Annotated in this window: 24 protein-coding genes, 1 tRNA gene and 1 other RNA gene; 23 read left to right on the top strand and 3 right to left on the bottom strand. The window is 70.8% G+C overall.

Annotated features, from left to right (window positions below; translation table 11 throughout):
• The first annotated feature begins 214 nt into the window (after window positions 1–214).
• The 7 genes from ACWDVW_RS23330 (at window position 215) to ACWDVW_RS23300 (ending at window position 5918) form a co-directional block, all read left to right on the top strand.
• Window positions 215–730, top strand: coding sequence for a PadR family transcriptional regulator (locus ACWDVW_RS23330; protein WP_449952444.1), 516 nt, complete (start codon window positions 215–217; stop codon window positions 728–730).
• A 164-nt stretch (window positions 731–894) separates the two neighbouring features.
• Complete coding sequence (gene prfB / locus ACWDVW_RS23325) at window positions 895–2016, top strand: peptide chain release factor 2 (protein WP_449952441.1); 1122 nt, start codon at window positions 895–897, stop codon at window positions 2014–2016.
• Between the two features lie 118 nt (window positions 2017–2134).
• On the top strand, window positions 2135–2815 hold the full coding sequence (ftsE, locus tag ACWDVW_RS23320; protein ID WP_117229384.1) for a cell division ATP-binding protein FtsE: 681 nt from the start codon (window positions 2135–2137) through the stop codon (window positions 2813–2815).
• A 68-nt stretch (window positions 2816–2883) separates the two neighbouring features.
• The gene (gene ftsX, locus ACWDVW_RS23315) at window positions 2884–3759 is read left to right on the top strand and encodes a permease-like cell division protein FtsX (RefSeq protein WP_449952439.1); all 876 of its coding nucleotides are present in this window, start codon (window positions 2884–2886) and stop codon (window positions 3757–3759) included.
• A gap of 134 nt (window positions 3760–3893) precedes the next feature.
• On the top strand, window positions 3894–4373 hold the full coding sequence (smpB, locus tag ACWDVW_RS23310) for an SsrA-binding protein SmpB (protein WP_449952436.1): 480 nt from the start codon (window positions 3894–3896) through the stop codon (window positions 4371–4373).
• A 107-nt stretch (window positions 4374–4480) separates the two neighbouring features.
• Window positions 4481–4856, top strand: a transfer-messenger RNA (tmRNA) gene (gene ssrA, locus ACWDVW_RS23305).
• 93 nt (window positions 4857–4949) lie between these two features.
• Entirely contained in the window at window positions 4950–5918 is a 969-nt protein-coding gene (locus ACWDVW_RS23300; protein ID WP_449952433.1) for a hypothetical protein, read from the top strand.
• Between the two features lie 65 nt (window positions 5919–5983).
• Here the strand turns inward: ACWDVW_RS23300 and mdlC are convergent, their stop codons facing one another.
• A complete protein-coding gene (mdlC, locus tag ACWDVW_RS23295) occupies window positions 5984–7579 on the bottom strand; it encodes a benzoylformate decarboxylase (protein WP_449952430.1) in 1596 nt (531 codons plus the stop codon).
• Window positions 7580–7850: 271 nt separating this feature from the next.
• Here mdlC and ACWDVW_RS23290 point away from each other — a divergent pair, with 271 nt between their 5' ends.
• Both ACWDVW_RS23290 and ACWDVW_RS23285 read left to right on the top strand, forming a co-directional pair.
• On the top strand, window positions 7851–8441 hold the full coding sequence (locus tag ACWDVW_RS23290) for a YqgE/AlgH family protein (protein WP_131053527.1): 591 nt from the start codon (window positions 7851–7853) through the stop codon (window positions 8439–8441).
• Between the two features lie 100 nt (window positions 8442–8541).
• A tRNA-Ala gene (locus tag ACWDVW_RS23285) sits at window positions 8542–8614 on the top strand.
• 124 nt (window positions 8615–8738) lie between these two features.
• On the opposite strand, the gene ACWDVW_RS23280 is transcribed toward ACWDVW_RS23285, so the two are convergent.
• Complete coding sequence (locus ACWDVW_RS23280; protein WP_449952426.1) at window positions 8739–9146, bottom strand: VOC family protein; 408 nt, start codon at window positions 9144–9146, stop codon at window positions 8739–8741.
• 74 nt (window positions 9147–9220) lie between these two features.
• Here ACWDVW_RS23280 and ACWDVW_RS23275 point away from each other — a divergent pair, with 74 nt between their 5' ends.
• From ACWDVW_RS23275 to ACWDVW_RS23265, 3 genes are all read left to right on the top strand, one after another.
• Window positions 9221–9799: a TetR/AcrR family transcriptional regulator gene (locus ACWDVW_RS23275; RefSeq protein ID WP_449952424.1), complete on the top strand. Its 579-nt coding sequence runs from the start codon at window positions 9221–9223 to the stop codon at window positions 9797–9799.
• Between the two features lie 151 nt (window positions 9800–9950).
• Window positions 9951–10781 (top strand): aspartate/glutamate racemase family protein, encoded by an 831-nt coding sequence (locus tag ACWDVW_RS23270; RefSeq protein WP_449952421.1) that lies wholly within the window; start codon window positions 9951–9953, stop codon window positions 10779–10781.
• Window positions 10751–11893, top strand: coding sequence for an NAD(P)H-dependent flavin oxidoreductase (locus tag ACWDVW_RS23265; protein WP_449952419.1), 1143 nt, complete (start codon window positions 10751–10753; stop codon window positions 11891–11893). The genes ACWDVW_RS23270 and ACWDVW_RS23265 overlap by 31 nt, the downstream gene beginning before the upstream one ends.
• Before the next feature lie 53 nt (window positions 11894–11946).
• Here the strand turns inward: ACWDVW_RS23265 and ACWDVW_RS23260 are convergent, their stop codons facing one another.
• Window positions 11947–13170 carry an MFS transporter gene (locus tag ACWDVW_RS23260; RefSeq protein WP_449952416.1) on the bottom strand — a complete coding sequence of 408 codons (1224 nt, stop codon included), beginning with the start codon at window positions 13168–13170 and terminating at the stop codon, window positions 11947–11949.
• Between the two features lie 267 nt (window positions 13171–13437).
• Between ACWDVW_RS23260 and ACWDVW_RS23255 the strand changes: the two genes are divergently transcribed.
• The 11 genes from ACWDVW_RS23255 (at window position 13438) to ACWDVW_RS23205 (ending at window position 23176) form a co-directional block, all read left to right on the top strand.
• Window positions 13438–14319 carry a hypothetical protein gene (locus ACWDVW_RS23255; RefSeq protein ID WP_449952413.1) on the top strand — a complete coding sequence of 294 codons (882 nt, stop codon included), beginning with the start codon at window positions 13438–13440 and terminating at the stop codon, window positions 14317–14319.
• Window positions 14316–15122, top strand: a complete 807-nt coding sequence (locus tag ACWDVW_RS23250; protein ID WP_449952410.1) for an enoyl-CoA hydratase/isomerase family protein — start codon at window positions 14316–14318, stop codon at window positions 15120–15122. Before ACWDVW_RS23255 ends, ACWDVW_RS23250 begins: the two co-directional genes overlap by 4 nt.
• A complete protein-coding gene (locus ACWDVW_RS23245) occupies window positions 15103–15528 on the top strand; it encodes a hypothetical protein (RefSeq protein WP_449952407.1) in 426 nt (141 codons plus the stop codon). The genes ACWDVW_RS23250 and ACWDVW_RS23245 overlap by 20 nt, the downstream gene beginning before the upstream one ends.
• A complete protein-coding gene (locus ACWDVW_RS23240) occupies window positions 15525–17069 on the top strand; it encodes a class I adenylate-forming enzyme family protein (protein WP_449952405.1) in 1545 nt (514 codons plus the stop codon). Before ACWDVW_RS23245 ends, ACWDVW_RS23240 begins: the two co-directional genes overlap by 4 nt.
• 249 nt (window positions 17070–17318) lie before the next feature.
• Window positions 17319–18341 (top strand): ABC transporter substrate-binding protein, encoded by a 1023-nt coding sequence (locus ACWDVW_RS23235; protein WP_449952402.1) that lies wholly within the window; start codon window positions 17319–17321, stop codon window positions 18339–18341.
• Between the two features lie 29 nt (window positions 18342–18370).
• Window positions 18371–19231, top strand: coding sequence for an ABC transporter permease (locus tag ACWDVW_RS23230; protein ID WP_449952399.1), 861 nt, complete (start codon window positions 18371–18373; stop codon window positions 19229–19231).
• Window positions 19228–20052 (top strand): ABC transporter ATP-binding protein, encoded by an 825-nt coding sequence (locus ACWDVW_RS23225; protein WP_449952397.1) that lies wholly within the window; start codon window positions 19228–19230, stop codon window positions 20050–20052. Before ACWDVW_RS23230 ends, ACWDVW_RS23225 begins: the two co-directional genes overlap by 4 nt.
• Entirely contained in the window at window positions 20049–20561 is a 513-nt protein-coding gene (locus ACWDVW_RS23220) for a MaoC/PaaZ C-terminal domain-containing protein (protein WP_449952394.1), read from the top strand. Before ACWDVW_RS23225 ends, ACWDVW_RS23220 begins: the two co-directional genes overlap by 4 nt.
• Window positions 20558–21349 carry an enoyl-CoA hydratase/isomerase family protein gene (locus tag ACWDVW_RS23215; RefSeq protein ID WP_449952391.1) on the top strand — a complete coding sequence of 264 codons (792 nt, stop codon included), beginning with the start codon at window positions 20558–20560 and terminating at the stop codon, window positions 21347–21349. The genes ACWDVW_RS23220 and ACWDVW_RS23215 overlap by 4 nt, the downstream gene beginning before the upstream one ends.
• A complete protein-coding gene (locus ACWDVW_RS23210) occupies window positions 21349–22281 on the top strand; it encodes a TIGR03564 family F420-dependent LLM class oxidoreductase (protein WP_449952388.1) in 933 nt (310 codons plus the stop codon). The genes ACWDVW_RS23215 and ACWDVW_RS23210 overlap by 1 nt, the downstream gene beginning before the upstream one ends.
• A 118-nt stretch (window positions 22282–22399) precedes the next feature.
• A complete protein-coding gene (locus ACWDVW_RS23205) occupies window positions 22400–23176 on the top strand; it encodes a FadR/GntR family transcriptional regulator (RefSeq protein WP_223884629.1) in 777 nt (258 codons plus the stop codon).
• Window positions 23177–23196 lie beyond the last annotated feature (20 nt).

Below are 23196 nucleotides of genomic sequence, written 5' to 3'. Positions count from 1 at the left end.
CATGTAAGGAAGGGTCCCCTCCTAACGCCTCGTGCATAGGAGGGGACCCTTCCTAACGTTCGGCCGGTCGCCGGGGCGGGGAGGGTCGGAACGGTGCAGGTGGGGGCGGCTTTGGGGGACCGTCGTGCGCCGACAGTGCACATAGGAAACCCCAATGGGTGGCGAAACGGTGAAATCCTGGACGCCGGCTCAGCAAAGTGGCAGCGTAAGCGGCATGGCGGAATCCGGAGTCAACCCCACGGCGGCGGCCCTACTCGGGCTGCTCCACGAGGGCCCCATGACAGGTGGCCAGTTGATGGCCGCCGCCGAGCGCCGACTGGCGCCGTACTGGTCGATGACCCGCAGCCAGGTCTACCGGGAGTTGCCGGTGCTGGCCGAGCGAGGTTTCGTCCGGCTGGGCAAACCCGGGCCGCGGATGAGTCAACCGTACGCGATCACGGCCTCCGGCAAGCGGACATTCTCCCGCTGGCTCGCGGAGGACCCCGGGCGGGACACCATCCGCAACCCGATCGCCCTGCGCATCGCCTTCGGGCAGTTGCACTCGTCGAGCCAGCTCAAGAACCTCCAGGTGGCGGCCAACGAGTACCACACCGAGGCCCTGGCCCGGGTTCGTGAGCAGGTCAAGAGCGCCAAGAAGGAAGGCGACAACTTCGACGCCAGCGCGTTGGAGTTCGCCGTGGCCTACCACAAGGCCGCTCTGAGCTGGCTCAAGAGCGCCCCCGTCGGCTGACCGCACGCCACGCACCGGCGTCCGGTCTCCTCGCCCGAGCGGCAGGTATTTGGCTCGGGACTGCGGGGCTCGCAAGCTCACTCCTCGCCCGAGCGGGAGGTATTTGGCCCGGGACTGCGGGGCTCGCAAGCTCACTCCTCGCCCGAGCAGTAGTCTTGTCTGTCGTGACCGCTGCCGACTACGCCGAACAGCTCAAGGACCTCGACGCCACCCTGCGCAACATCGAGGCGGTGCTCGACCTCGATCGCCTGCGTGCGGACAAGGCCCGCCTGGAGCAGGAGGCGTCCGCCCCGGACCTGTGGGACGACCAGGCCCGGGCGCAGCAGGTGACCTCCCAGCTCTCCTACGTCAACGGGGAGATCGAGAAGCTCGGCAGCCTGCGCGCGCGGATCGACGACGCGAACGTGCTGCTGGAGCTCGCCGAGGCCGAGTCCGACTCCGGTGTGCTCACCGAGGTCGAGACGGAGGTCGCCGGGCTGGGCAAGGCCATCCAGGAGATGGAGGTCCGCACCCTGCTCTCCGGCGAGTACGACTCCCGGGAGGCGCTGGTGGCGATCCGGGCCGGCGCCGGTGGTGTGGACGCGGCGGACTTCGCCGAGATGCTGCTGCGGATGTACCTGCGCTGGGCCGAGCGGCACGGCTACCCGACGGAGGTCTACGAGACCTCCTACGCCGAGGAGGCGGGCCTCAAGTCGGCCACCTTTACGGTGAAGGTGCCCTACGCGTACGGCACGCTCAGCGTGGAGTCCGGCACCCACCGGCTGGTGCGGATCAGCCCGTTCGACAACCAGGGCCGGCGGCAGACGAGCTTCGCCGGGGTCGAGGTGCTGCCGGTGGTGGAGCAGACCGACCACATCGACATCCCCGAGAACGAGATGCGGATCGACGTCTACCGGTCGTCCGGACCGGGTGGACAGAGCGTCAACACCACCGACTCCGCGGTGCGGATCACGCACATTCCGACCGGCATCGTGGTGACCTGTCAGAACGAGAAGTCGCAGCTACAGAACAAGGCCTCGGCGTTGCGGGTGCTCCAGGCCCGACTGTTGGAGCGCAAGCGCCAGGAGGAGCAGGCCAAGCTCCAGGGCCTGAAGACCGACGCGGCGGGGTCGTGGGGCGACCAGATGCGCTCGTACGTTCTGCACCCTTATCAGATGGTGAAGGATCTGCGTACCGAGCAGGAGACCGGCAACCCGAGCTCGGTCTTCGACGGTGAGCTGGACTCCTTCATCGAGGCGGGCATCCGCTGGCGCAAGCAGCAGCAACTGGCCGGCGACAGTGCGTGACCGATCGTGGGCGGACTGCAGCATCGATCTCCACCTGACGTGCTGATTAGATGACATGGCCCGCAACGGCGGGGCGTGGGACTTGGCACGACAGTTACACCGCGTAGACTCACCACCCGTGATTCAGCTTGAGCAAGTGACGAAGACGTACCCGAAGGCGTCGCGGCCTTCGCTCGACAACGTGTCCGTGTCGATCGACAAGGGCGAGTTCGTCTTCTTCATCGGCCCATCCGGCTCCGGCAAGTCCACGATCATCAAGATGCTGCTGCACGAGGTGGCCCCCAACAAGGGCCGTGTCGTGGTGAACGGCAAGGACGTCACGTCGATGCGGTCCTGGAAGCGCCCGCACTTCCGCCGCTCGATCGGCTGCGTCTTCCAGGACTTCCGACTGCTGCCGAACCGCACCGCGTACGAGAACGTGGCCTTCGCGCTCGAGGTGATCGGCAAGACCAAGGCGGTGGCCCGCCGGGTCGTGCCGGAGGTTCTGGAGCTGGTCGGCCTCGGCGGCAAGGAGCACCGCTACCCGCACGAGCTCTCCGGTGGTGAGCAGCAGCGTGTGGCGGTGGCGCGGGCGTTCGTGAACCGCCCGCTGATCCTGCTGGCGGACGAGCCGACCGGAAACCTGGACCCGGACACCTCCATCGAGATCATGCGCCTGCTGGACCGGATCAACCGCACCGGCACGACCGTCGTGATGGTCACGCACGACTCCAACATCGTGAACCAGATGCGGCGCCGCGTCATCGAGATCGAGAGTGGGCGCATCGTTCGCGACCAGGCCCGCGGCGTCTACGGGTGACGAGCGCAACCCACCGCACCCCGATCTGACGACGAACACCTCACGCCGGAGAGCCGGAGGAAATCCCGATGCGGATGAAATACGTCCTGTCCGAGGTACTGGTCGGACTGTGGCGCAACGTGACCATGACCATCGCGATGATCATCACGATGGGGGTCTCGCTGACCATGCTCGGCGCCAGCGGCCTGATCTACACCAAGGTCGCCGACATGAAGCAGTTGTACTTCGAGAACATCGAGGTCTCGATCTTCCTCGAGGCCGACGTCACCGAGGAGCAGCGGACCGCGATCGCCGGCCAGCTGGACGCCGACCCGCTGATCTCGCAGGTCACCTACGTCAACAAGGACGAGGCGTTCCAGCGTTTCCAGGAGATGTTCCGCGACTCGCCGGACCTGCTCAGCGCGGTCAAGGCCGACCAGCTTCCCGAGTCGTACCGGCTGAGGCTGGTGGACCCGGAGCAGTACCGGACCATCGCCGACCAGTACACCGGGACCGCGGGCGTCGACCAGGTCGTCGACCAGAGTCAGGTGCTCGACAAGATCTTCAACCTCTTCACCGCCGGGCAGAACATCGCACTCGTCGCGGCCGTCGCGATGGCTGTCGCGGCGCTGCTGCTGGTGGCCAACACGATCCAGGTGGCGGCGTACAGCAAGCGGCGTGAGGTCGCGGTCATGAAGCTGGTCGGTGCCTCCAACTGGTTCATCCAGGCACCGTTCGTGCTGGAGGCGGTGGTCGCGGGTCTGATCGGCTCGGTCCTGGGCCTCGGAGCGCTGGTCGCCTTGAAGGTGTTCCTCTTCGACGGTGCGCTCAGCGCTCTCCAGGGGCTGTTCGCGCCGGTGAGCTGGGGCGAGATCCTGCTGACCTTCCCGATCATGGCCGGTGTCGGCGGCCTGATCAGCGCGGTCACCGCCTGGGTCACCCTCCGGTTCTACCTGCGGGTCTAAGGCCAGCCTCGGCAGGGCCCGTCGGCGTCGGAATAAACGGCGCGGGCGGGCCCTTGTCGTTCGGGTAGCATGATCTCCGCTCTGCGGCGGGCCGCGTCGCCGGCCGGGAGCGTTCACGAGAGAGGGGGTCGGCGATGCCACGGGAAAAGGGACGCAAGGTCGTCGCCTCCAACAAGAAGGCCCGGCACGACTACGCCATCCTCGACACGTACGAGGCGGGCATGGCGTTGACCGGGACCGAGGTGAAGTCGCTGCGGGCCGGGCGGGCGTCGCTGGTCGACGCGTTCGCCCAGGAACGCGACGGCGAGATGTACCTGCACGGCATGCACATCCCCGAGTACGCCCAGGGCACCTGGACCAACCACGAGCCCCGGCGGACCCGCAAGCTGCTGCTCAAGCGGCTGGAGATCGACCGGCTGATCGGCAAGATCCGGGAGAGCGGTCTGACCCTGGTGCCGTTGCAGGTCTACTTCTCGGACGGCTGGGCCAAGGTGGAGATCGGCCTCGCCAAGGGCAAGAAGGCGTACGACAAGCGCCAGGACCTCGCCAAGCGGGACGCGGACCGGGAGATCGCGCGGGTCGTCGGTCGGCGCGGTAAGGGAATGGATAGCTGATTTGTCCGGATCATCCGGTTCCTGGTCGGTCGACCCGGGCTCGGGATGAATCCGGTTGCGGCAGGCGTTAGGCTTGTCGGAGTCGCCGGAGTCCGGCGGCACGTCGAGGGGGTGACTGGTTTCGACTTCGTGTGTTGCGGCAGGGGAAGCGAGCCGAGGAAGCCGACGTCGTCTCGAGAATCGTTCGTCGGAAACCAATAAGCGCCAAGAACAATCGCGCTGACTTCGCTCTCGCCGCCTGAGGCGAGTAGTGAGTCTGTCGGCCTGGGAGCGCCTTCGACCCAGATAGCCGGCATCAGCTAGAAGGCTGGCCAACCGGACCCGGTCGCGGGGTCCGTGCGGCGAGATCAATCAGCGACTGGGCCCGTCACACCGACTCGCTCGCGTGATCGGAGGGGCCGAGTAGAGGCACAGCGAGCTGCGCTCGGAGAAGCCCTGACAAGGCAGCGAAGGACCCGGGTTCGATTCCCGGCACCTCCACCCCCGTACTGCGCGCCCCGGTCATCACGACCGGGGCGCGCAGTCGTTCCCGCCCCGGTTGCGGAACCCCGTCGGGCGTTCACCCGTCGAACCGGTATGCGCCGATCAGTCGCCCTGTTGGGCCTGCCCCTGATGATGATCGTGGCCGGGTGCGCCCCGGTGGGCACCGAGCCGGACGAGTCCGGTGCCGCCTCCGGCCCCTCGGGCGGCCCGGAGGACCGACAGGGGGCGTTCACGCAGCGGGCGGCGGCGGTGGCGCAGGCGTGGCAGCCCGACGACGCCTGGACCACGCGCTACGTACCCCTGCAGGAACCCACCGTGCTCGTCGGCGAACCCGACTTCACCCCGCAGACCAAGACCGCCTTTCAGGCCGGGTGGTACCGCGCCACTGTGGACCTGCCCGACCGCAAGCCGGCCGAGGGGACCGTACGCTTCCCGGACGGGACGGCGCGGGTGCCGCTGGTCAGCGCGGCGCAGGCGTACCGCGACCTGCGCCAGGGTGACCCCGGCGCCTGCCCCGGGCCGACGGAGCCCGCCATCCCACCGGCGCCCGCACCGGGTGGTGGACCGGACGGCGCGGTCGGCAGCCGGCCGCAGGGTGACTGCGTCGCGCTCACCGTGACCAAGGTCGAGCTGGGCACCGCGCCGGTGCACACCACCCGGGGAGCGGCGCAGGTGCCGGCCTGGCTGTTCACCGTGCCGGAGATCGGCGCGGTGGTGGCCCGGGTCGCGGTCGCGCCCGAGGTGGTCGCCACCCCGCCCGCGCCGGTGCCGCCGTCCGAGACGCCCGAACCGGGCCTGGTGGGCGCGCAGGACATCGAGGCGGTCGAGGGGACGACGCTGCGCTACCGGCTCGGGGTGGGCAGCTGCGACACCGAGATCACTCCGCTGGTCTGGGAACAGGACCACGTGATCGTGGTCGGCGGCACGGTCGTGCCGCCGACCGGCGGCTGCGACGAGATGCTCAACCTGCACCCGGCCGAGGTGACGCTGAAGGCGCCGGTGGGCGCGCGCCCCGTCCTGGACGTGCTCAGCGGTTCCCCGCTTCGCGTCGCCGCCGGCTGAGATGTAAGGAGGGGACCCTTCCTATACACGAGGCGTTAGTAGGGGACCCCTCCTTACACCCCACGTCAGAGGATCGGGGGGATGTCGGTGCGGATGGGGACGGGCAGCACGGTCGGGCCGTCGGCGCTCAGCGCGGTGCCGAGGGCCTCGCCGAGGCCGTCCGGGGTGTCGACCACGGCGGCGGCGCAGCCGTAGCCCCGCGCGATCGCGGCGATGTCCAACCCGGGCAGGTCCAGTCCGGGTACGCCGGGCGTCTGCTTGAGGTCGGCGAACGCCTTGAGGATTGCGTACTGCTGGTTCACCGGCACCACGACGGCCAGCGGCAGCCGCAGTTGGGCGGCGGTCCACAGTGCCTGCACCGAGTAGTGGAACGAGCCGTCGCCGATCACCGCGACCACCGGTCGGTGTCGGCCGGTGTCGCGTTGCGCCAGCGCGATGCCGACCGCCGCCGGCAGCCCGTAGCCGAGCCCGCCGCTGGCCATGGTGAAGTACGACCCGGGTCGGGTGAATCGCAGCCGCCTCCGCAGCGCGGCCAGGTTCGACGGGGACTCCTGCACCAGCACCCCGTCCTCGGGCCAGTGCGCGGCCAGCGCGGCGAAGAGGGCGTCGGCGCTGAGCGGGACGCCGTCCGCCACCGCCGGGGACTCGGCGCGGGCCGGCGGCGCGGGGCGGTCGGCGGGCGGCACCCGGTCGGCCAGCGCGGCGAGGGCGAGCCCGGCGTCGCCGAGCAGGCTGTCACCGACCGGGGCCCGGGCCGCCTCCTCCGGGTCGTCGGTGACGTGCAGCAGGCGTACGCCGTCGGGCAGCGTCTCGCCCGGCACGTGCGGGTAGTAGCGGAACACCGGGGCACCGACCACCAGCACCGTGTCGTGGCCGCGTAGGCGCTCGGCCAGCGGGGCGATCGCGAAGGGCAGCACACCCTGGAAGTACGGGTGGTCCTCGGGGAAGGCGGTCCGTTCCGGTGCGGGCGCGGTCCAGACCGGGGCGGCCAGCCGCTCGGCCAGGGCGACCGCGTGCTCCCACGCCCCGGCGCGGTCCACCGCCGCGCCGAGCACGATCGCCGGTGACCGGCTGCCGGCCAACGCCGTGGCGAACTCGGCGAGCCGGTACGGGTCGGGAGCGAACCGGGTGGCCACCGTGCGGGCCTGCGGGGGCGGGTCCGCGGGCTGGGCCCAGTCGTCCAGCGGCAGGGAGAGGAAGACCGGCCCGGCGGGCGGCTGGACGGCGGTGGCGTACGCGCGCATCAGCGCCGCCGGTACGTCCTGCGCGCGGACCGGTTCGTGGGCCCACTTGACGTACGGCTGGGGCAGCTCGGTGGGGTGCCGGGCGGCGAGCCGGGGTTCGAGCAGCAGCATCTCGCGGGTCTGCTGGCCGGCGGTGACGATCAGCGGGGTGCGGTTGTGCCAGGCGGTGACGATGTTGCCCATGGCGTTGCCGGTGCCCGGCGCGGTGTGCAGGTTGACGTGGGCGGCGCCGCCGGTGGCCTGTGCGTACCCGTCGGCCATGCCCACCGCCGACGCCTCCTGCAGGGCCAGCACGTAGTGGAAGTCGTCGGGGAAGTCCTGGAGGAAGGGTTCCTCGGTGGAACCGGGGTTGCCGAAGACGGTGGTCATGCCGAGGGCACGGAGCAGCTCGTAGGTGGTGTCCCGGACCGTTGCCATCGCCTTCGAATCTATCCGTACGACCAGGTTGTCCAGGGCTTTTCGCATCTGCTCGGCGGCCCGTTCCGCTCGCCGCCCCGGCGCTCGGCCCGGTTTCGCCGCAACCGGTCGGCACCGGTGTCGATCACCCGACGATCAGACCTTCGCGACCGCCGTGGACGCAGGCTATGGTGCCAGGCATGGCAAAGACAGCGGGGATGGTGCCGATCGGGACCGCCGTCCCGATGTGTGATCGCTTCCGCCGTCCGGTACACGGTTGACGGGTGCGGTGATGCAGGGAGAGGGGCAGGCGATCGGCGGACGGGCGACGGAGTCGATGGCGGGCAAGCTGATGGTGGCGACGCCGGCGCTGAAGGACCCGAACTTCGACCGCACAGTCGTGTTGCTGGTCGCGCACGAACCCGGCGGCGCGCTCGGCGTGGTGCTCAACCGGGCGACCGAGGTGGCGGTGGCCGACGTGCTGCGCGACTGGGGCGACCTGGCCCGCCATCCGGCGGTGTTGTTCGAGGGTGGCCCGGTGCAGCCAGACTCGGCGATCTGCCTCGCCCGGATGCGGCAGCCGGTCCGTCGGCTCAAGGGCTTCCACCAGGTCTCCGGAGCGGTCGGCACCCTCGACCTCTCGGTCGACCCGCAGCGGCTGCGGGAGAGCGTGGAGAGCATCCGGGTCTTCGCCGGGTACGCGGGCTGGGGCGCGGGCCAGTTGGAGCAGGAGATCGAGGACGGCTCCTGGTTCGTGCTGGACGCGCTGCCCGGTGACGCATTCGTCGACCGCCCGGACGACCTGTGGCCGATGGTGCTGCGCCGGCAGGGCGGCATGATGGCCGCGGTCGCGCACTTCCCGCCGGACGTGGCACTGAACTGAGGGCCCGCGACGCCCCTCGCGGGGGACCCCCGCGAGATGACCATGCCGGCGAGCGTGTGTATAGTTCTCCCAGTGCCCGGGCGACCGGGTGCTACAGCAAGGGGCCGTGGCGCAGCTGGTAGCGCACCACACTGGCAGTGTGGGGGTCAGGGGTTCGAGTCCCCTCGGCTCCACCGAACGCACCATGTGCGAACCGGTGGTTTTTCTCGTGAATGCCCCCGTCCGGTTGGGCGGGGGCATCAGTGTGTCAGCCGGAGCACGCCGGCATCGGGCTGCGGGGACTGGAGCCGGCCTGGGTCACGCCTGGCGGTAGGCGTCCTGGTATTCCCCCCGGGGCGGGATCGGTTGGATCACGTCCAGCAGCACCCCGTCGGGTGCGGCGACGATGAAGTGCCGCTGCCCGAAGTCCTCGTCGCGGAGCGCGAGCACCGGCGTCAATCCGACCTCGTCGGTCAACCGGGCATGGACCGCGTCGACGTCGTCGACCTCGAGGTTGACGATCACCCCGCGCGGCAGCTTCCGGTATCCGTCGGGGATGGTGGGGTGGTCGTGGGCGAGGATCGCCAGCTCGAACGTGCCCAGGCGCAGGCTGACGTACCAGTCGGACTCGTAGGTCGGCTGGAAGCCGAGCGCGCGCCGGTAGAAGTCGGCTGCGGCGGCCACGTCCTGTGACGTCAGGACCGGGTAGAAACTGGTGACGGTCATCGAGTGCTCCTTTACGTACACTGCGCATGTATCGCTGAACACGATACATACTCTGCGTACGTAAAGGAAGATCCATGCCTCGCGCCACTGCGGCTGCCGCCGCCCGGACCGCCCAGCAGGTCCTCGATTCGGCGATCGACCTCTTCGCCGCCAAGGGGTTCGCCGACGTCACGCTCGATGACGTCGCGCGATCCGCAGGAGTGACGCGGGGCGCGGTCTATCACCACTACCGGAACAAGCCGGGGCTGTTCCGCGCCGCCGTGGCGCAGCTCCAGGCGCACGTGGCCGCCGGGGTGGTGGAGGCGGCCGGTCGGGCCGGTGGCGATCCCGGTGAGCGGCTGCGGGCGGGCTCGCATGCGTTCCTCGACGCGATCACCGCCCCGCCCGTCGTCCGCATCCTGCTCGTCGACGGCCCGGCCGTGCTGGGGTGGGAGCACTGGCGCCTGCTCGACGCGGAGCACTCCGCCGCCCACCTGAGTGAGGCTCTGGGCGCGGTGGGCGTGCCGGACGGACTCCTCGACGCGTTGACGGCGCAGTTGTCCGGTGCGATGAACGAGGCCGCGCTCTGGATCGCGCGACACGACGACGCCTCGGCGGCGCGCGAACAGGCGCACTCGGCCCTCGACCGACTCCTGGCCGCCGTGCTCGCCTGAGGGTGCACGACAGCCTGGGTTGCCAGGGGGGTCGAGAAGCAGACCTTTCGGAAGTGTGGCCAGATAGATCTCTCAGCTGTTGGGTTGATGGTCCATGTGCGTCGTTGACACTCTCGCTCTGCTTAAGTCAGACTTTTTGCGGGAGGTCGACATGAGTGAGCCTCGACGGCTGGCGGTCATCAACTCCGACGCGAAACGAGCCCCGGTGCTGCCCGATCCACCCGGTCTCGTCACCGACCTGGTGGACCCGCGACTGCGCCGGTTCGCCCGTACCAAATACGATCATCTGCTCACCGAGCTGGGCACAGTGGACGCCGCCGAGGCGGCCATCGCCGCCGGATGCGATGCGGTCTACATCGACACCTTCGCCGACTACGGGATGGCGCAACTGCGCGCTGCCGCACCCGTACCGGTCGTCGGGGCGGGTGAGGCCGTACTGGCCTGGGCGGCGGAGTCCGGTCGCCGGTTCAGCATCGTCACCGTCTGGCCGGCGTCGATGGACTACATCTACGCCGACCGGCTCGCCGCCTGCCCGGGTGGCGAACTCGCCGCCGGGGTGCACTACCTCTCCGACGAGTCGGAGCTGGACCGGGTCGGCACCGACGCCGGGGTCAAGGCGCGGATGGGCCGGGGCGAGGACGACGTCGTCGCCGCCATCACCCGGGCCTGTCTGGACGCCGCGCAGCGCGACCGGACCGACCTGATCCTGTTCGGCTGCACCTGTATGACGCCGGTGTCGGCGGAGGTGGCCCGGCGTGCCGGCATCGAGATCGTCGACCCGTCGGTGATCGGGTTGCGCGCGGGGCACGCAGCGGCACTCGGCCCACGCCCGGAGCCGCCGGTCGCCGCGCAGCGACTCGGGGCGGTGACGCAACTGGTCGACGCCTACCTCGGTGTCGGCGACGGGTCCGCCGGGGCGAGCTGCGGCGTCGACGCCGACGGCTGTGAGGTGTGCGCGGTGACCGCCGGGCCGTCGTCGTGACCCCGCTGTGCCGCCGGCTCGGGGTCGACCTGCCGGTGCTGGCGTTCAGCCATTGCCGGGACGTGGTCGCGGCGGTCAGCCGGGCGGGTGGGTTGGGTGTGCTCGGGGCCGCCTCGATGACCCCGGAGGACCTCGATCGGGACCTCAGCTGGCTGGACCGGGAGTGCGCCGGGCGGCCGTACGGCGTGGATCTGCTCTTTCCGGCGAAGTCGGCCGGCGACGACCCGGCGGAGCTGGCCGGTCGGATCCCGGCCGACCACCGGGCGTTCGTGGACGCGCTGCGGACCCGGTGGGGCGTGCCGGTGCGCCGCAGCGAGCCCGGCCACAACCGGCTCGGCGGCATGCCGACCGAGATCGACCACCTGATGACCCACGCCAACGCCCATGCCCTGTGGGAGGTCGCCCGGGCGCATCCGATCCGCCTGGTGGCCAGCGCTCTCGGCCCGCCGCCGGCCGAGGTGCGTGCCGAGACGACCCGACGCGGCATGCTGCTCGCCGGGCTGGTCGGCGATCCGCGGCACGTGCGCCACCAACTGGCCGCCGGGGTGGACGTGCTGGTGGCGCAGGGCTACGAGGCGGCCGGGCACACCGGGGACATCACCACGATGGTGCTGGTGCCGCAGGTGGTGGCCGCCGCCGGTGACGTACCGGTCGTCGCCGCCGGTGGGATCGCCACCGGTCGGCAGGTGGTCGCGGCCCTCGCGTTGGGCGCGCAGGCGGTCTGGACCGGATCGGTCTGGCTGGCCACCGCCGAGAGCGACCTCGACCCGGTGGTCAAGGAGAAGATCGTCGCGGCGGCGGCGACCGACACCGAGAAGACCACCTCGTACACCGGCAAGCCGACCCGGCAGCTCACCACCGTGTGGACCGAGGCGTGGCGGACGCCGGAGGCACCGCCGTCGTTGCCGTCGCCGGTGCAGCAGGTGTTGGCGCGGGACACCGTGGTCAGCGCGTTCGAGCACCAGGTGACCCCGGTGATGGGTTCGGCGGCCGGGCAGGCCGTCGGCCTGGTGACCGGGACCCGCTCGGTCGCCGCCGTCCTGGACGACCTGCGGATGCAGATGGCCGACGCGGTCGAGGCGGTGACGAGGCTGGCCGACGACGCGGGCTGACCGACGAGGCCGTCCGGCCGACAGGTCGGGCGGCCCGGTCGGGAACGCCGTGGTCACCGTGCCGACCGTCGGTCGCGGCGCGCCTGCACGGCCACCGCGACCAGGGTGTACGCCGCCAGTGTCGTGATGCCGCCGGTCGCCACCGTCATCACCGTGGTCAGCGCGACACCGCCCAGCGCGAGCCCACCGAGCAGCGAGGTGCCGCCCAGGGTGGCGAACGCGGCGACCATCCAGGCGGCGAAGACCTCGGCGCGGCGGTGCGTCGGCGCCCAGTCGCCGATCAGCCGGGTCGCGCCGAGCAGCACCAGTCCGCCGCCGGTGCCGACCAGCACCGTGCCGGCGATCGTCACCACGCCGCTGGCCAGGTGCAGGGCTGCGGTGGTGGTGCCGGCACCGGCGGCGATGACCAGGACGCCGAGGCCGACCGAGCGGGCCGCCGGCACCCGGTTCGCCGCGAGCTGGGCGAGCAGGGTCATGGTGACCAGCAGGGTGAGCAGCCCGCCGGTGCCGCCGGCGGTGCTGATGCCGGCCCCCTCGGTGAGGATGCGCGCGCCGAACGTGCCGAACAGGGCCATGCAGCTGTTGAGCGTCATCAGCGAGCAGGTCGCGATGCTGAACGGCAGCAGGATCGCCCGGGGGACGCGGACCGTGCGGATCAGCCGGACCCGGCCCGCCGTCCGGCGGTCGGCCGGTGCCCGGAGCAGCAGCACCAACGGCACCAGCGCGACCGCGCCGATCACGACGTACGGCAGCACCAGCGGGTACGCGGTGTGGTCGGCGAGGAGTCCGGCGACCAACGGTCCGAAGCCCATGCCGAGGGTGGTGCAGACCGCGTGGGTGAGGCTGCCGGCCCGGGTGCCCCGAGGGTGGAAGTCCAGCAGTGCGGCGGCGGTGGTGGCACTGACCATGCCGGTCGCCATGCCCTGCACGAACCGCCCGGCGACCAGCATCGGCAGGGTGGTGGCGGCAGCGGTCACCAGGCAGGCGAGCAGCACCAGCGCGACACCGAGCAGCATGGTGACGCGTCGGCCGATCAGGTCGGAGAGCCCGCCGAGCAGCGTGACCACGACGATCACGCCGACCGGGTACCCGGCGAAGGCCAGGCTGACCTGCGCCGGGTCGAGGTCCCACCGTTGCGCGTAGACCGCGAACAGCGGGGAAGCGGCGAAACTGCCGAGCACCGCCACCAGGACCAGCGCGCCGGAGGCGGCGGCCATCACCACCGAGGGGCGGTACGCCGGGACGTCGGGCGTGCCGGCGGTGGTGCCGTCGCGCACCTCAGTGGCTCCGGGGCAGAGAGGTAGACACTAGGACACCGCCTTCCGTCAAAAGTCTGAGGAATCAACAGCGGCAGTGTCAAGGTCTTGCCAGACCCGGCCCTCGGCCTGCACAGTGTGCACCTGAGCTGCTCAGGTGGACGTTGCGAGGCGGAACAGACGGGGCACTTCGCGACGCGCCATCGTCATCTTCTCGGTTAACACCTGACATATGCGTTTTGGAACCTGGAGAGCACCCCACACCCGGCGAGAGGTGGAGGAACGCAGGTGACAGTGACGATCGTCGACTCCACGACGCTGCCGTGGGTCAACGGCCAGGACGTGTACGACTCGATGGAACCTGCCTTCCGGGACAACTTCGGAGGCGACCCGGAGCAGGTGCGTGACCTGCTGTCCCGGTACTGGATGCGCTCGTTGTGGCTGGACCGTGAGAGCACCCGACGCATCGACCACGTACGGGCCACGCCCGGATACCGCGACCTCAGCGAGGCTTACCACGACAGCGTCGAGGAGTCGTACTTCCTGGGCGGGGTCGCCGAGCTGAGCGCCGAGGGGCGGCTGGTCGAGGGCGACTACTTCTGGCGTCCGCCCGGCTGGGTGCACAAGGCGTGGAGCGACGAGGGCTTCGAGAACATCCTCTGCATGGAGGGGGAGGTCGCCAGCGAGCACAGTGGTCGGGTCTCCCGGGTGGTCTGCCCGGACGACCGGGCGGGCGCACAGGCGCGCGACGGCGGGGACGGCGGAGTCGGGCCACGGGGTTACCAGCGCCGGGTCGAGTCCCGGTTCGTGCCCTGGACGCCGCTGGACGCGCCGTGGTCGGGGGTGGACGCCATCGTGCTCGGCCTGCCGGCCGCGTCCGGCGGGGCCCGGTCCACCACCGGCGAGGCGGTGCCGCTCGGCAAGTCGCTGAGCCACAACGTCGACACCGGCGCCTGTAGCGCCCTGGTCCGCCTGCCGGCCGGCTACGCCGGGGCACCCACCCCGGTGCCCCGGGAACGTTTCCTGGTCACCACCCGGGGCGACCTCGTGGTGGACGGGGTGACGCTCACCCCCTGCTCGTTGCTGCACGTACCCGCCGGTGCCCCGGCGCCGACGCTGACCGCGACGACCGACGTCGAGCTGTTCGTCAAGGTGGGGGAGCGGGCATGACGCGGGTGCGGCACACCACCGACGACCAGGTGATGACGGTCGTACTGGACGGCCCGGACTCGATGAACAGCCTCACCCCGGCGGTGATCGCCGGGCTGGACGACGCGCTCGACCAGGCCGAGCAGGACCACAGCCTGCGGGCGGTGGTGGTCACCGGAGCCGGGGAGCGGGCCTTCAGCGTCGGCATGGACATCGACTTCCTGGAGTCGTGCTTCGCCGATCCACAGCGGACGTTCCTGCCGTTCCTGCGGTCGTACCACGCGGTGCTGCGCCGGATCGAGCAGCTCGGCGTACCGGTGATCGCGCGGGTCAACGGCCTGGCGCGGGCCGGTGGGTTCGAACTGATCCTCGCCTGTGACTTCGTGATCGCCGCCGACGAGGCCCGGGTCGGCGACATCCACCTGGAGTTCGGGATGCCGCCGGGCGCCGGGTCGAGCCAGCGGGCCCCGCGCAAGCTCGGCGACCAGCGGGCCAAGGCGCTGATGCTCACCCCGACGTGGTTGCGCGGCCCGGAGTTGGTGCAGTGGGGGGTCGCGCTGGCCAGCGCACCCCTGGCCGAGCTGGACGACGAGGTCGGCAAGCTGCTGGCGATGCTGCGCGGGCGCTCCCGGCCCGGGTTGGCGATCACCAAGCGGCTGCTCAACTCGGTGCACACGATGACCCTGGAGGAGGGCCTGCGCTACGAGCGCGAGATGTTCTCCCGGCTGCACGAGGAGGTCGACGAGGTGGCCGAGGGCTATCGCGCGTTCGTGGAGAAGCGCCGACCGGTCTGGGGGGACGTCGATGTCCGCACCCTCGCCTGAGCCGTCCGCGATTCCGCAGGTGGTCGTCGACGCGGACCTGGTCGACACGCTGATCGGCCGGGGCGGGTACACCCACCCGCTGTTCCAGCGGGTCGACGGTGACGCCGACGGCCCGCCGCTGCCGGGGCAGGCGGTCGTGCTGCTGCTCGGCGGGCTGGTCGAACAGTCCGGCCTGCTCGACGACGCGATCGCGCTGCTGGAACTGCGTCGGGCGCGGTTCCACCGGATGGTCAAGGCCGGCACGACGCTGCGGGTCCGGATCGAACGCGTCGCCAGCCGGGTGACCTCCCGAGGCACGTACGTCGTGGACTTCCGCTGGACCGGGATCGACGCGGACGACGAGCCGGTCGCCGAGGTCGAGGCCGTGATGCTGATGAACGGGGCAGGAAGGGAGGACACCACGTGAGGGGTGTGCAGCTCAACATGGCGGCCGGGATCCGGGAGTTCGGCCGGGCCACGCCGCACCGGGTGGCGGTGGTCGACGGTGACCGCCAGATCTCCTTCGGCACCCTGGACGAGCGGTCCAGCCGCCTCGCCTCGGCCACTCTGGACCGTGGGCTGCGCCCCGGTGAGCGGATCGCGGTCCTGGCGAACAACCGATACGAGTACTTCGAGATCTCGGCGGCGATGGCCAAGGCCGGGATCCCGACGGTGCCGCTGAACCCCCGCAACAACGTCGGCGACAACGCGTACGTGCTGGACCACGCCTCGGTCCGGGGGATCATCGTGGCGGACGAGCTGGCCGACCGGGTCGACGGGCTCGTCGACGACCTGCACCTGGTGCTCAGCTTCGACGGCGGGGTGGGTGAGCACTACGACACCTTCGTCGCCGCCGGCCGCGCGGTGGACCCGGCGGTGCCGGTGGACGAGATGGACCCGTTCTGCATCACCTACACCTCGGGGACCACCGGGCGGCCCAAGGGCGTGCTGTTGACCCACCGGGGGCGGGTGCTGACCGCCTTCGGCGTCGGGCTCGACTACGGGCTGGGGCCGAACAAGAGCACGATCGCGGTGGCGCCGATGTACCACGGCGCCGGTTTCGAGTTCGCGTACGCGGCGCCGATGCTCGGCGGCTCGTGCACGGTGCTGCCGAGCTGGGACCCGGAACGACTGCTCGACATGATGGTGAGCAGCCGAGCGGAGACGGTCTTCCTGGTGCCCACGCACGCCCAGCAACTCCGCCGGTTCTGCGAGGACCCGGCGGCCCGCTACGACCTGTCGGCGCTCAAGACGCTCTACTTCAACGCCGCCGCGCTGCCGGTGGCGCTCAAGGAGTGGGTGATCGCGGCGTTCCCGGGGGTCGCGGTGCACGAGTTGTATGGGTCGACCGAGTGCTCCATCGTGACCAACCTGCGGCCGGAGTTCGCCCTGGCCCGGGCCGGCAGCGTCGGTCATCCGTGGTTCTGGAACGAGGTGCGCCTGGTCGGCGAGGACGGTGCCGAGGTGGGGCCGGGCGAGCCGGGTGAGCTGTACGCCCGCTCGCCGTTGCTGCTCACCGGCTACCTCGACGACGAGGAAGCCACGCGGGCCGGGTACGACGCCGACGGGTTCTTCTCGGTGGGTGACGTGGCGGTCCGCGACGAGGAGGGCTTCATCTCCATCGTGGACCGCAAGAAGGACATGATCATCGCGGGTGGGGTGAACATCTTCCCGCGCGAGATCGAAGAGGTCATCGCCCGGCACGAGCCGGTCGACGACGTCGCGGTGATCGGGGTGCCGGACGAGGTGTACGGCGAGCGCGTCGCCGCGTTCGTGGTCGGCCGTCCGGGCCGGCAGGTGGACGTGACCGTGCTGGACGGGTACGTGCGGGAGCACGTCGCCCGGTACAAGGTCCCCCGGGAATGGCATCTGGTGGACCGGTTGCCGCGCAATCCGAGCGGCAAGATCCTCAAGCGCACCATCCGGGACGAGTACGCCGGTCCGCCGGAGCAGAGCCAGACCCGTTAGACCAAAAGTCTGACGTTCCGCGTACCGGTCCACGAACTCCGGGTGCGCGTCTCCTGCCCAGATGGCTCGCTGGGTCGACGAGTGCTGCGCAGAAGCGTCGAGATGATCGATGAAGATGTCAGTACTGTAAAACTCTGACTTTTTATAGACTGCCTGCTTGGAGACCGTTATGGTCGCCGTAATCAGGTGTAGATGCGGCCACCGGGCTTCCGCGCCGGGCCGTACGGACTTCGCCATCAGGAGGCCATCGTGTCCCACCTCAATAGCCCCGGTGCCGCCCTCTCCCGCCGTCGCCTGCTCACCGGTTTCGGGGGTGCCCTCGTCGGCAGTGCCCTGCTGACCGCCTGCGGCAGCGACGACGCCGACTCCAGCGCGAACGGCGGACGGACCACCATCCGACTCGCCGGCATCCCCGCCTCCGCCCTCGCGGCCTTCAAGCTCGCCCTCAAGGAGGGCGCGTTCGAGGAGGCCGGCCTCGACATCCGGTACGAGGAGTACGCGGAGTCGGCCGCCGTCTACACCGCCTACCGCGCCGGTCAGGTCGACGGCGGCCTCGGCGGCATCCCCTCCACCGCCAACCTGGTCGCCACCGGCGTGGACCGCAAGGTGGTCTTCGCCCTCCAGCGCACCACCAACGGGATCCTGGTCCGCGCGGACAGCGGCATCGGGTCCATCGCCGATCTCAAGGGCCGCAAGCTCGGCCTCTTCGGCAGCGCCATCGGCTCGTCCACCAACCAGTTCTTCGCGCTCTGCCGCGAGTACCACGGCTTCAACCCGACCACCGACTGTCAGGTCCAGTACGGCGCGCCGAACCTGATGGCCGAACTGCTCGGGCAGGGCGACGTGGACATGGCCCTGGTGATCGACCCGGCCGGCGCGCCCGAGCTGGCCGGCGGGAAGTACCGCTCCCTCGGCGACCTCGGTGTCCTGCTGGAGGAGGCGACCGGGCTCAAGGCGTTCACCGCCGGCTGGGACTTCGCCAGCGAGTTCATCGAGAAGAACCAGGAGGCGGTGCAGGCGTTCGTCGACGTCAACCTGCGCTACCAGACCCGGTTCAACAACGACCAGTCGCTGTGGGACGCCGCGCTGCGCGAGCTCTACGACATCGACGACCAGGCGGTGCTCGACGTGATCTGGAACAGCCAGCGCGGCCGGCTGGTCGAGCAGTGGGGTGACACCGAGAAGCAGCAGGCGGCCCAGTTGCTCACCTTCCTCAGCGAGAACGGTGAGCCCGAGTTCCTGCCCACGGTGCCCGACGGGCTCTTCGCCTGACCACCGGCCCGGCACGAGGAGAGGCACCGATGACCCTGTCCGAAACCACCAAGCCGGCGGCCGTCACGGCCGGCACGGCGGACCGTGGCGCGCCGCCGGGACACGGCGGCGGGCCCGGCGGCCCCCGCCGTCTCCTGCGCAACGGAATCGTGCTGCGGGTGGCCTCCGTGTTCATCCTGCTCGTCATCTGGTGGCTGGGCTCACTCGTCGTCGGTGAGCGCATCCTGCCCACCCCGGGCACGACCGCCTCGGCGCTGGCCGACAGCATGCAGCAGCAGACCTTCTGGACCGATCTCCAGGTCACCATGGTCCGGATCCTGATCGGGTTCGCCGCGTCGATGGTGCTCGGTGTGCTCGTCGGCCTGGTGATGGGCCTGTCCCGGATCGCCGAGGGCCTGCTGGACATCTGGATCGCCGTCGGCCAGACCATCCCCAGCCTCTGCTGGGTGATCGTCGCCTTCATCATGTTCGGGCTCAACGACACCGCCACCGTCGTGGCGATCACGCTGACCTCGTTCCCGATCATCGCGATCAACATGTGGACCGGGGTGAAGGCGATCGATCCCCGGCTCGGGCAGATGGCCCGTACCCTCAACGCCTCGCGCGGCCTGCGGACCCGGGAGGTGACCCTGCCCCAGGTGCTGCCGGCGGTGATGGCGTCGGCCCGTTTCGGGTTCGGCATCGTCTGGAAGGTCGTGGTGATCGCCGAGCTGCTCGGGCGGACCGACGGCATCGGTTACCGGCTGAACTACTGGTTCCAGCTCTTCCGCATGGAGCAGGTCTTCGCGCTCACGCTGTTCTTCTCGATCCTGATGGTGGTGCTCGAACTCGCCGTGTTCAAGCCGATCGAGGCGAAACTGTTCCGTTGGCGTCCGGAGGGAGCCCGATGAGCACCGACGACCGGATCGTCATCAAGGACCTGGTGAAGGGGTTCCACACCCGGCACGGCTTCACCACGGTCATCGACGGGATGGACCTCACCATCGCCGACGGGGAGTTCGTCGCGCTGGTCGGTCCCTCCGGGTGCGGCAAGTCCACCGTGCTGAACATGCTCAGCGGGCTGGACAAGGACTTCACCGGCACCGCCGAGATCCGCAGCCGGGCACCCGGGGTGCACTTCAGCTACGTGTTCCAGGAGCCGAGGCTGCTGCCCTGGAAGACCGTGCGGCAGAACGTCGAGTTCGCCCTCAAGGCCACCGGGGTGGAGCGGTCCCAGTGGGCCGACCGGGTGCTGCCGGTGCTGCGCCGGGTGGGGCTGGCCGGGTTCGAGAACCACTACCCGCACCAGATCTCCGGCGGTATGCAGCAGCGCACCGCGCTGGCCCGGGCCTTCGTGCTGGACGCGCCGGTGATGCTGATGGACGAGCCGTTCAGCGGGTTGGACGAGTTCACCGCCCGCAGCCTGCGCCAGCTCCTGCTGGAGCTGCGCAGCCAGGAGGAGAGCAAGGCGTTCGTCTTCGTCACGCACAACGTGTTCGAGGCCGCCGTGCTCTCCGACCGGGTGGTGCTGATGTCCAACCGCCCGTCGACGATCCGCCGCGTGGTCGAGGTGGAGGTGCCGCTGCCACGCAGCTACGACGACCCCCGGCTGTTCGAGGTCAGCCGCGAGCTGACCCACGAGATCATCTCGTCGATGGTCAGCACCGACGACGGCGGCCTGGTGGTCGGCGAGGAGCACACCCGGCTGGCCGGACCGCAGGCGGCCCGATGAGCGCCCCGGTGGCCGGCCCGCCGCTGACCCCCCGGCTGCCCACGGCGTTCGCCGCCGGTGCGGTGCTGCTGACCCCGGCCCGGACCCTGACCGACGGCGACTTCGCCGCGATCGTCAACGCCTCGTGGGAGAACGGGCCGCTGCACACCGACGTCGAGTACATGCGCGCCACCGGCTTCGGCCGCCCGATCCTCGGCGGTCCGTGCCTGATCGCGATCGCCGCCGGGCTCACCTCCACCACCATGTACGCGGCCTGGAACGCGGCCGGGGTGGACTGCCACGCCGCGCTCGGCATCGACGAGATCCGCTACCTCGGCCCGGTGTACGCCGGGGACACGCTGCGGGTACGGATCGAGGTGTCCCGCTTCGAGCCGACCCGGGGCGGCCGGATGTACGTCGGCGCGGTCCACGACGACGTGCGCAACCAGCGTGACGAGACGGTGCTGCGGATGACCCGCTCGTACCTGCTGAGCCCGCTGCCGGTGGCCGAGGCGGGCGAGCCGGGATGAGCGGACTGCCTCGGACCACCACGCTCGGTCTGGCCCGCCACGACCGGGTGCTGCTGGTCACCCTGGACCGGCCGCACCGGCTCAACGCGTACGACCGGACCATGGTCGACGAGCTGCGCCGCACCTGGCAGGCGTTCGGCGCCGACGACGGGCTGCACGCGGCCGTGGTCACCGGTGCCGGCGAGCGCGGCTTCTGCACCGGCTTTGACGTCGACGACACGCTCGACGCCGGGGTCACCAGCCCGTCGCTGGACCACGCCGGTCGGGTCGCGTTGACCGCCCGCGACCTGGGGGTGTTCAAGCCGGTGGTGGCCGCGGTGAACGGGCACTGCTGTGCCGGCGGCTGGCACTTCGTCAACGACGCGGACGTGGTGCTCTGCGCCGAGCACGCCACGTTCTTCGACACCCATCACGACGTCGGCCTGGCGAACCCGGTCGAGGCGGTCGGCGCGTTGAGCCGACTGCCGCTCGGCGAGGTGATGCGGATGGTGCTCACCGGGCGGAGCTACCGGATCGACGCCCGTCGGGCGCTCCAACTCGGGCTGGTCACCGAGGTCACGCGCGCGTCGGAACTGACCGACCGGGCGCTGGCGATCGCCACGGAGATCGCCCGGCACCCGCTCGACGTGTTGACCACCACCGTGGAGACGGTCTGGACGGCGGTGCAGGCGCAGCGGGGCGCCGCCGAGGCGTTCGGGCTGGCGATGCTGGCCCGGTCGGACGCCTCGGCGCAGCACCGGGGAGAGACGATGCGGGAGTTCCGGCACGGCGGCGGGGGAGGGCACTGATGGAGTACGGCATCTTCAGCCACATCGAGCAGATCGACGAGATCGAGCAGCTCCTGCACGGCGCGGAGGCCGACGGAATCGCCAGTGTCTGGTTGACCCAGGGTTTCGGGCACGACGCGCTGACCGTCATCGGGGCGGTCGGACGCGGTCTGTCGCGGCTGCGGATCGGGACCGCCGTGGTGCCGGTGTACCCGCGCCACGCGATGGCGCTGGCCCAGCAGGCGCTCACCACCAACATGCTGATCGGCGGGCGGCTGGTGCTCGGCGTCGGCCCGTCGCACCCGCAGGTGGTCGAGCCCTGCTGGGGCATGTCGTACGCCCGGCCGGCCCGCTACATGCGCGAGTACCTGACCGCGCTCAACGGGGCGTTGACGCAGCGGGTCCGGTTCTCCGGCGAGGTGGTCACCGCCCGGGGCGACCTGACCATCGCCGGTGACCCGCCGGTGCCGACGGTGATGGTCTCCGCGCTCGGCCCGAAGATGCTGGAACTCACCGGCGAACTGGCCTCGGGCACGGTGACCTGGATGGTCGGCCCGCGTACGCTGGCGGAGCTGACCGTGCCGGCGATCACCGCGGCGGCGGTCGGGGCGGGTCGGCCGGCACCCGAGGTGGTGGTGACCGCAGCCGTGTGTGTGACCGACGATCCGCGCCGCGCCCGGGCCGCCATCGATCCGGTGCTCGGCTGGTACGACGACAAGCCGTCGTACCGCGCGATGCTCGACCGGGAGGGTTTCGCGCGGGCCAACCAGATGGCGATCGTCGGCGACGCCGCCGAGGTACGGGCGGAGATCGGACGCTACGAGGCGGCCGGGGCGACGACGTTCGCGGCACAGCTCTACGGCACGCCGCAGGAGCGGGCGGCGACCCGTGCCCTGGTCGGCGAGCTGGCCACGGCGTCGGCGTCGGCGGGCGCCACCGGCGCGGACTTTTGAGGTGTCGGAGTCGGCCATGGGTGACGCTGCGCCGAGCATCGGATGGCCTACCGTGGTTGTTCGCGACGAAGCCGCACGCGAGGGTGCGGGGCCGAGGGGATGCGGAGCCGGAGTGACCATGGCCAAGGACGTGACGGGGGCCCAGACTGCCCGGCCGGAGCAGGTGATTCCGGCTGACCGCAAGGGCCCCGAGGTGCTCGGGGTCACCCGGGTACGCCCGGCTTACCAGCAGGTCGCCGACCAACTCCGGGAGCGGATCCTGGACGGCTCGTTGACGGCGGGTGACCGGCTGCCCACCGAGATCGAGCTGTCCGAGATCTTCGGGGTCAGTCGGAGCACCATCCGGGAGGCGCTGCGGGTGCTGGCCTCCAAGGACCTGATCCGCACCACCCGGGGCACCACCGGTGGCACGTTCGTGGCGCGGGTCCAGTTCGACCAGGTCAGCGAGTACCTGGAGATGAGTCTCGGGCTGATGTCCGGGGCGCGCGACATCACGCTGGACAATCTGTTGGAGGCGCGGGAGAGCCTGGAGGTGCCGGCCGCGGGGCTGGCCGCGCTGCGCCACGCCGACGAGCACCTGACGCTGATGCGCCAGGCGGTGGAGCGGGAGAAGCTGACCCGTGCCCGGGGCCGCAAGTTCCGGGAGCACGTGACGTTCCACGGGGTGCTGGTCGAGGCGACCGGCAACCAACTGCTCGGGGTGATGGTCGAGCCGGTGTTCCGGGTGTTGCAGGCGCGGACCGCGGATCGGGACATGCCGGCGGAGTACTGGAGCCAGATCGACGCCGAGCACACCGAGATCTGCGGGTACGTGCAGGCCCGCGACGAGGCCGGTGCGCGCGAGGCGATGCGCGCTCATCTGGGCACCGTGCGGCGGGCCTACGAGCAACGGTGAAAGAAGCGTCACCCTAAAGT

The sequence above is a fragment of the Micromonospora sp. NPDC003241 genome (assembly GCF_053589795.1).
Note: the sequence above shows the minus strand (reverse complement) of the source record. Positions and strands in the feature narration are given on the sequence as shown.

Bases quoted from the DNA above. Each gene is read 5' to 3' on its own strand.
- ACWDVW_RS23205 (WP_223884629.1), top strand. From the start codon at position 22,400: ATGGCCAAGGACGTGACGGGGGCCCAGACTGCCCGGCCGGAGCAGGTG.
- ACWDVW_RS23290 (WP_131053527.1), top strand. From the start codon at position 7,851: ATGCAGGGAGAGGGGCAGGCGATCGGCGGACGGGCGACGGAGTCGATG.
- mdlC (WP_449952430.1), bottom strand. From the start codon at position 7,579: ATGGCAACGGTCCGGGACACCACCTACGAGCTGCTCCGTGCCCTCGGC.
- smpB (WP_449952436.1), top strand. From the start codon at position 3,894: ATGCCACGGGAAAAGGGACGCAAGGTCGTCGCCTCCAACAAGAAGGCC.
- ACWDVW_RS23300 (WP_449952433.1), top strand. From the start codon at position 4,950: ATGCGCCGATCAGTCGCCCTGTTGGGCCTGCCCCTGATGATGATCGTG.
- ACWDVW_RS23220 (WP_449952394.1), top strand. From the start codon at position 20,049: ATGAGCGCCCCGGTGGCCGGCCCGCCGCTGACCCCCCGGCTGCCCACG.
- ACWDVW_RS23225 (WP_449952397.1), top strand. From the start codon at position 19,228: ATGAGCACCGACGACCGGATCGTCATCAAGGACCTGGTGAAGGGGTTC.
- ACWDVW_RS23245 (WP_449952407.1), top strand. From the start codon at position 15,103: ATGTCCGCACCCTCGCCTGAGCCGTCCGCGATTCCGCAGGTGGTCGTC.
- ACWDVW_RS23280 (WP_449952426.1), bottom strand. From the start codon at position 9,146: ATGACCGTCACCAGTTTCTACCCGGTCCTGACGTCACAGGACGTGGCC.
- ACWDVW_RS23330 (WP_449952444.1), top strand. From the start codon at position 215: ATGGCGGAATCCGGAGTCAACCCCACGGCGGCGGCCCTACTCGGGCTG.
- ftsX (WP_449952439.1), top strand. From the start codon at position 2,884: ATGCGGATGAAATACGTCCTGTCCGAGGTACTGGTCGGACTGTGGCGC.
- ACWDVW_RS23270 (WP_449952421.1), top strand. From the start codon at position 9,951: ATGAGTGAGCCTCGACGGCTGGCGGTCATCAACTCCGACGCGAAACGA.
- ACWDVW_RS23275 (WP_449952424.1), top strand. From the start codon at position 9,221: ATGCCTCGCGCCACTGCGGCTGCCGCCGCCCGGACCGCCCAGCAGGTC.
- ACWDVW_RS23250 (WP_449952410.1), top strand. From the start codon at position 14,316: ATGACGCGGGTGCGGCACACCACCGACGACCAGGTGATGACGGTCGTA.
- ACWDVW_RS23230 (WP_449952399.1), top strand. From the start codon at position 18,371: ATGACCCTGTCCGAAACCACCAAGCCGGCGGCCGTCACGGCCGGCACG.
- ACWDVW_RS23210 (WP_449952388.1), top strand. From the start codon at position 21,349: ATGGAGTACGGCATCTTCAGCCACATCGAGCAGATCGACGAGATCGAG.
- ACWDVW_RS23215 (WP_449952391.1), top strand. From the start codon at position 20,558: ATGAGCGGACTGCCTCGGACCACCACGCTCGGTCTGGCCCGCCACGAC.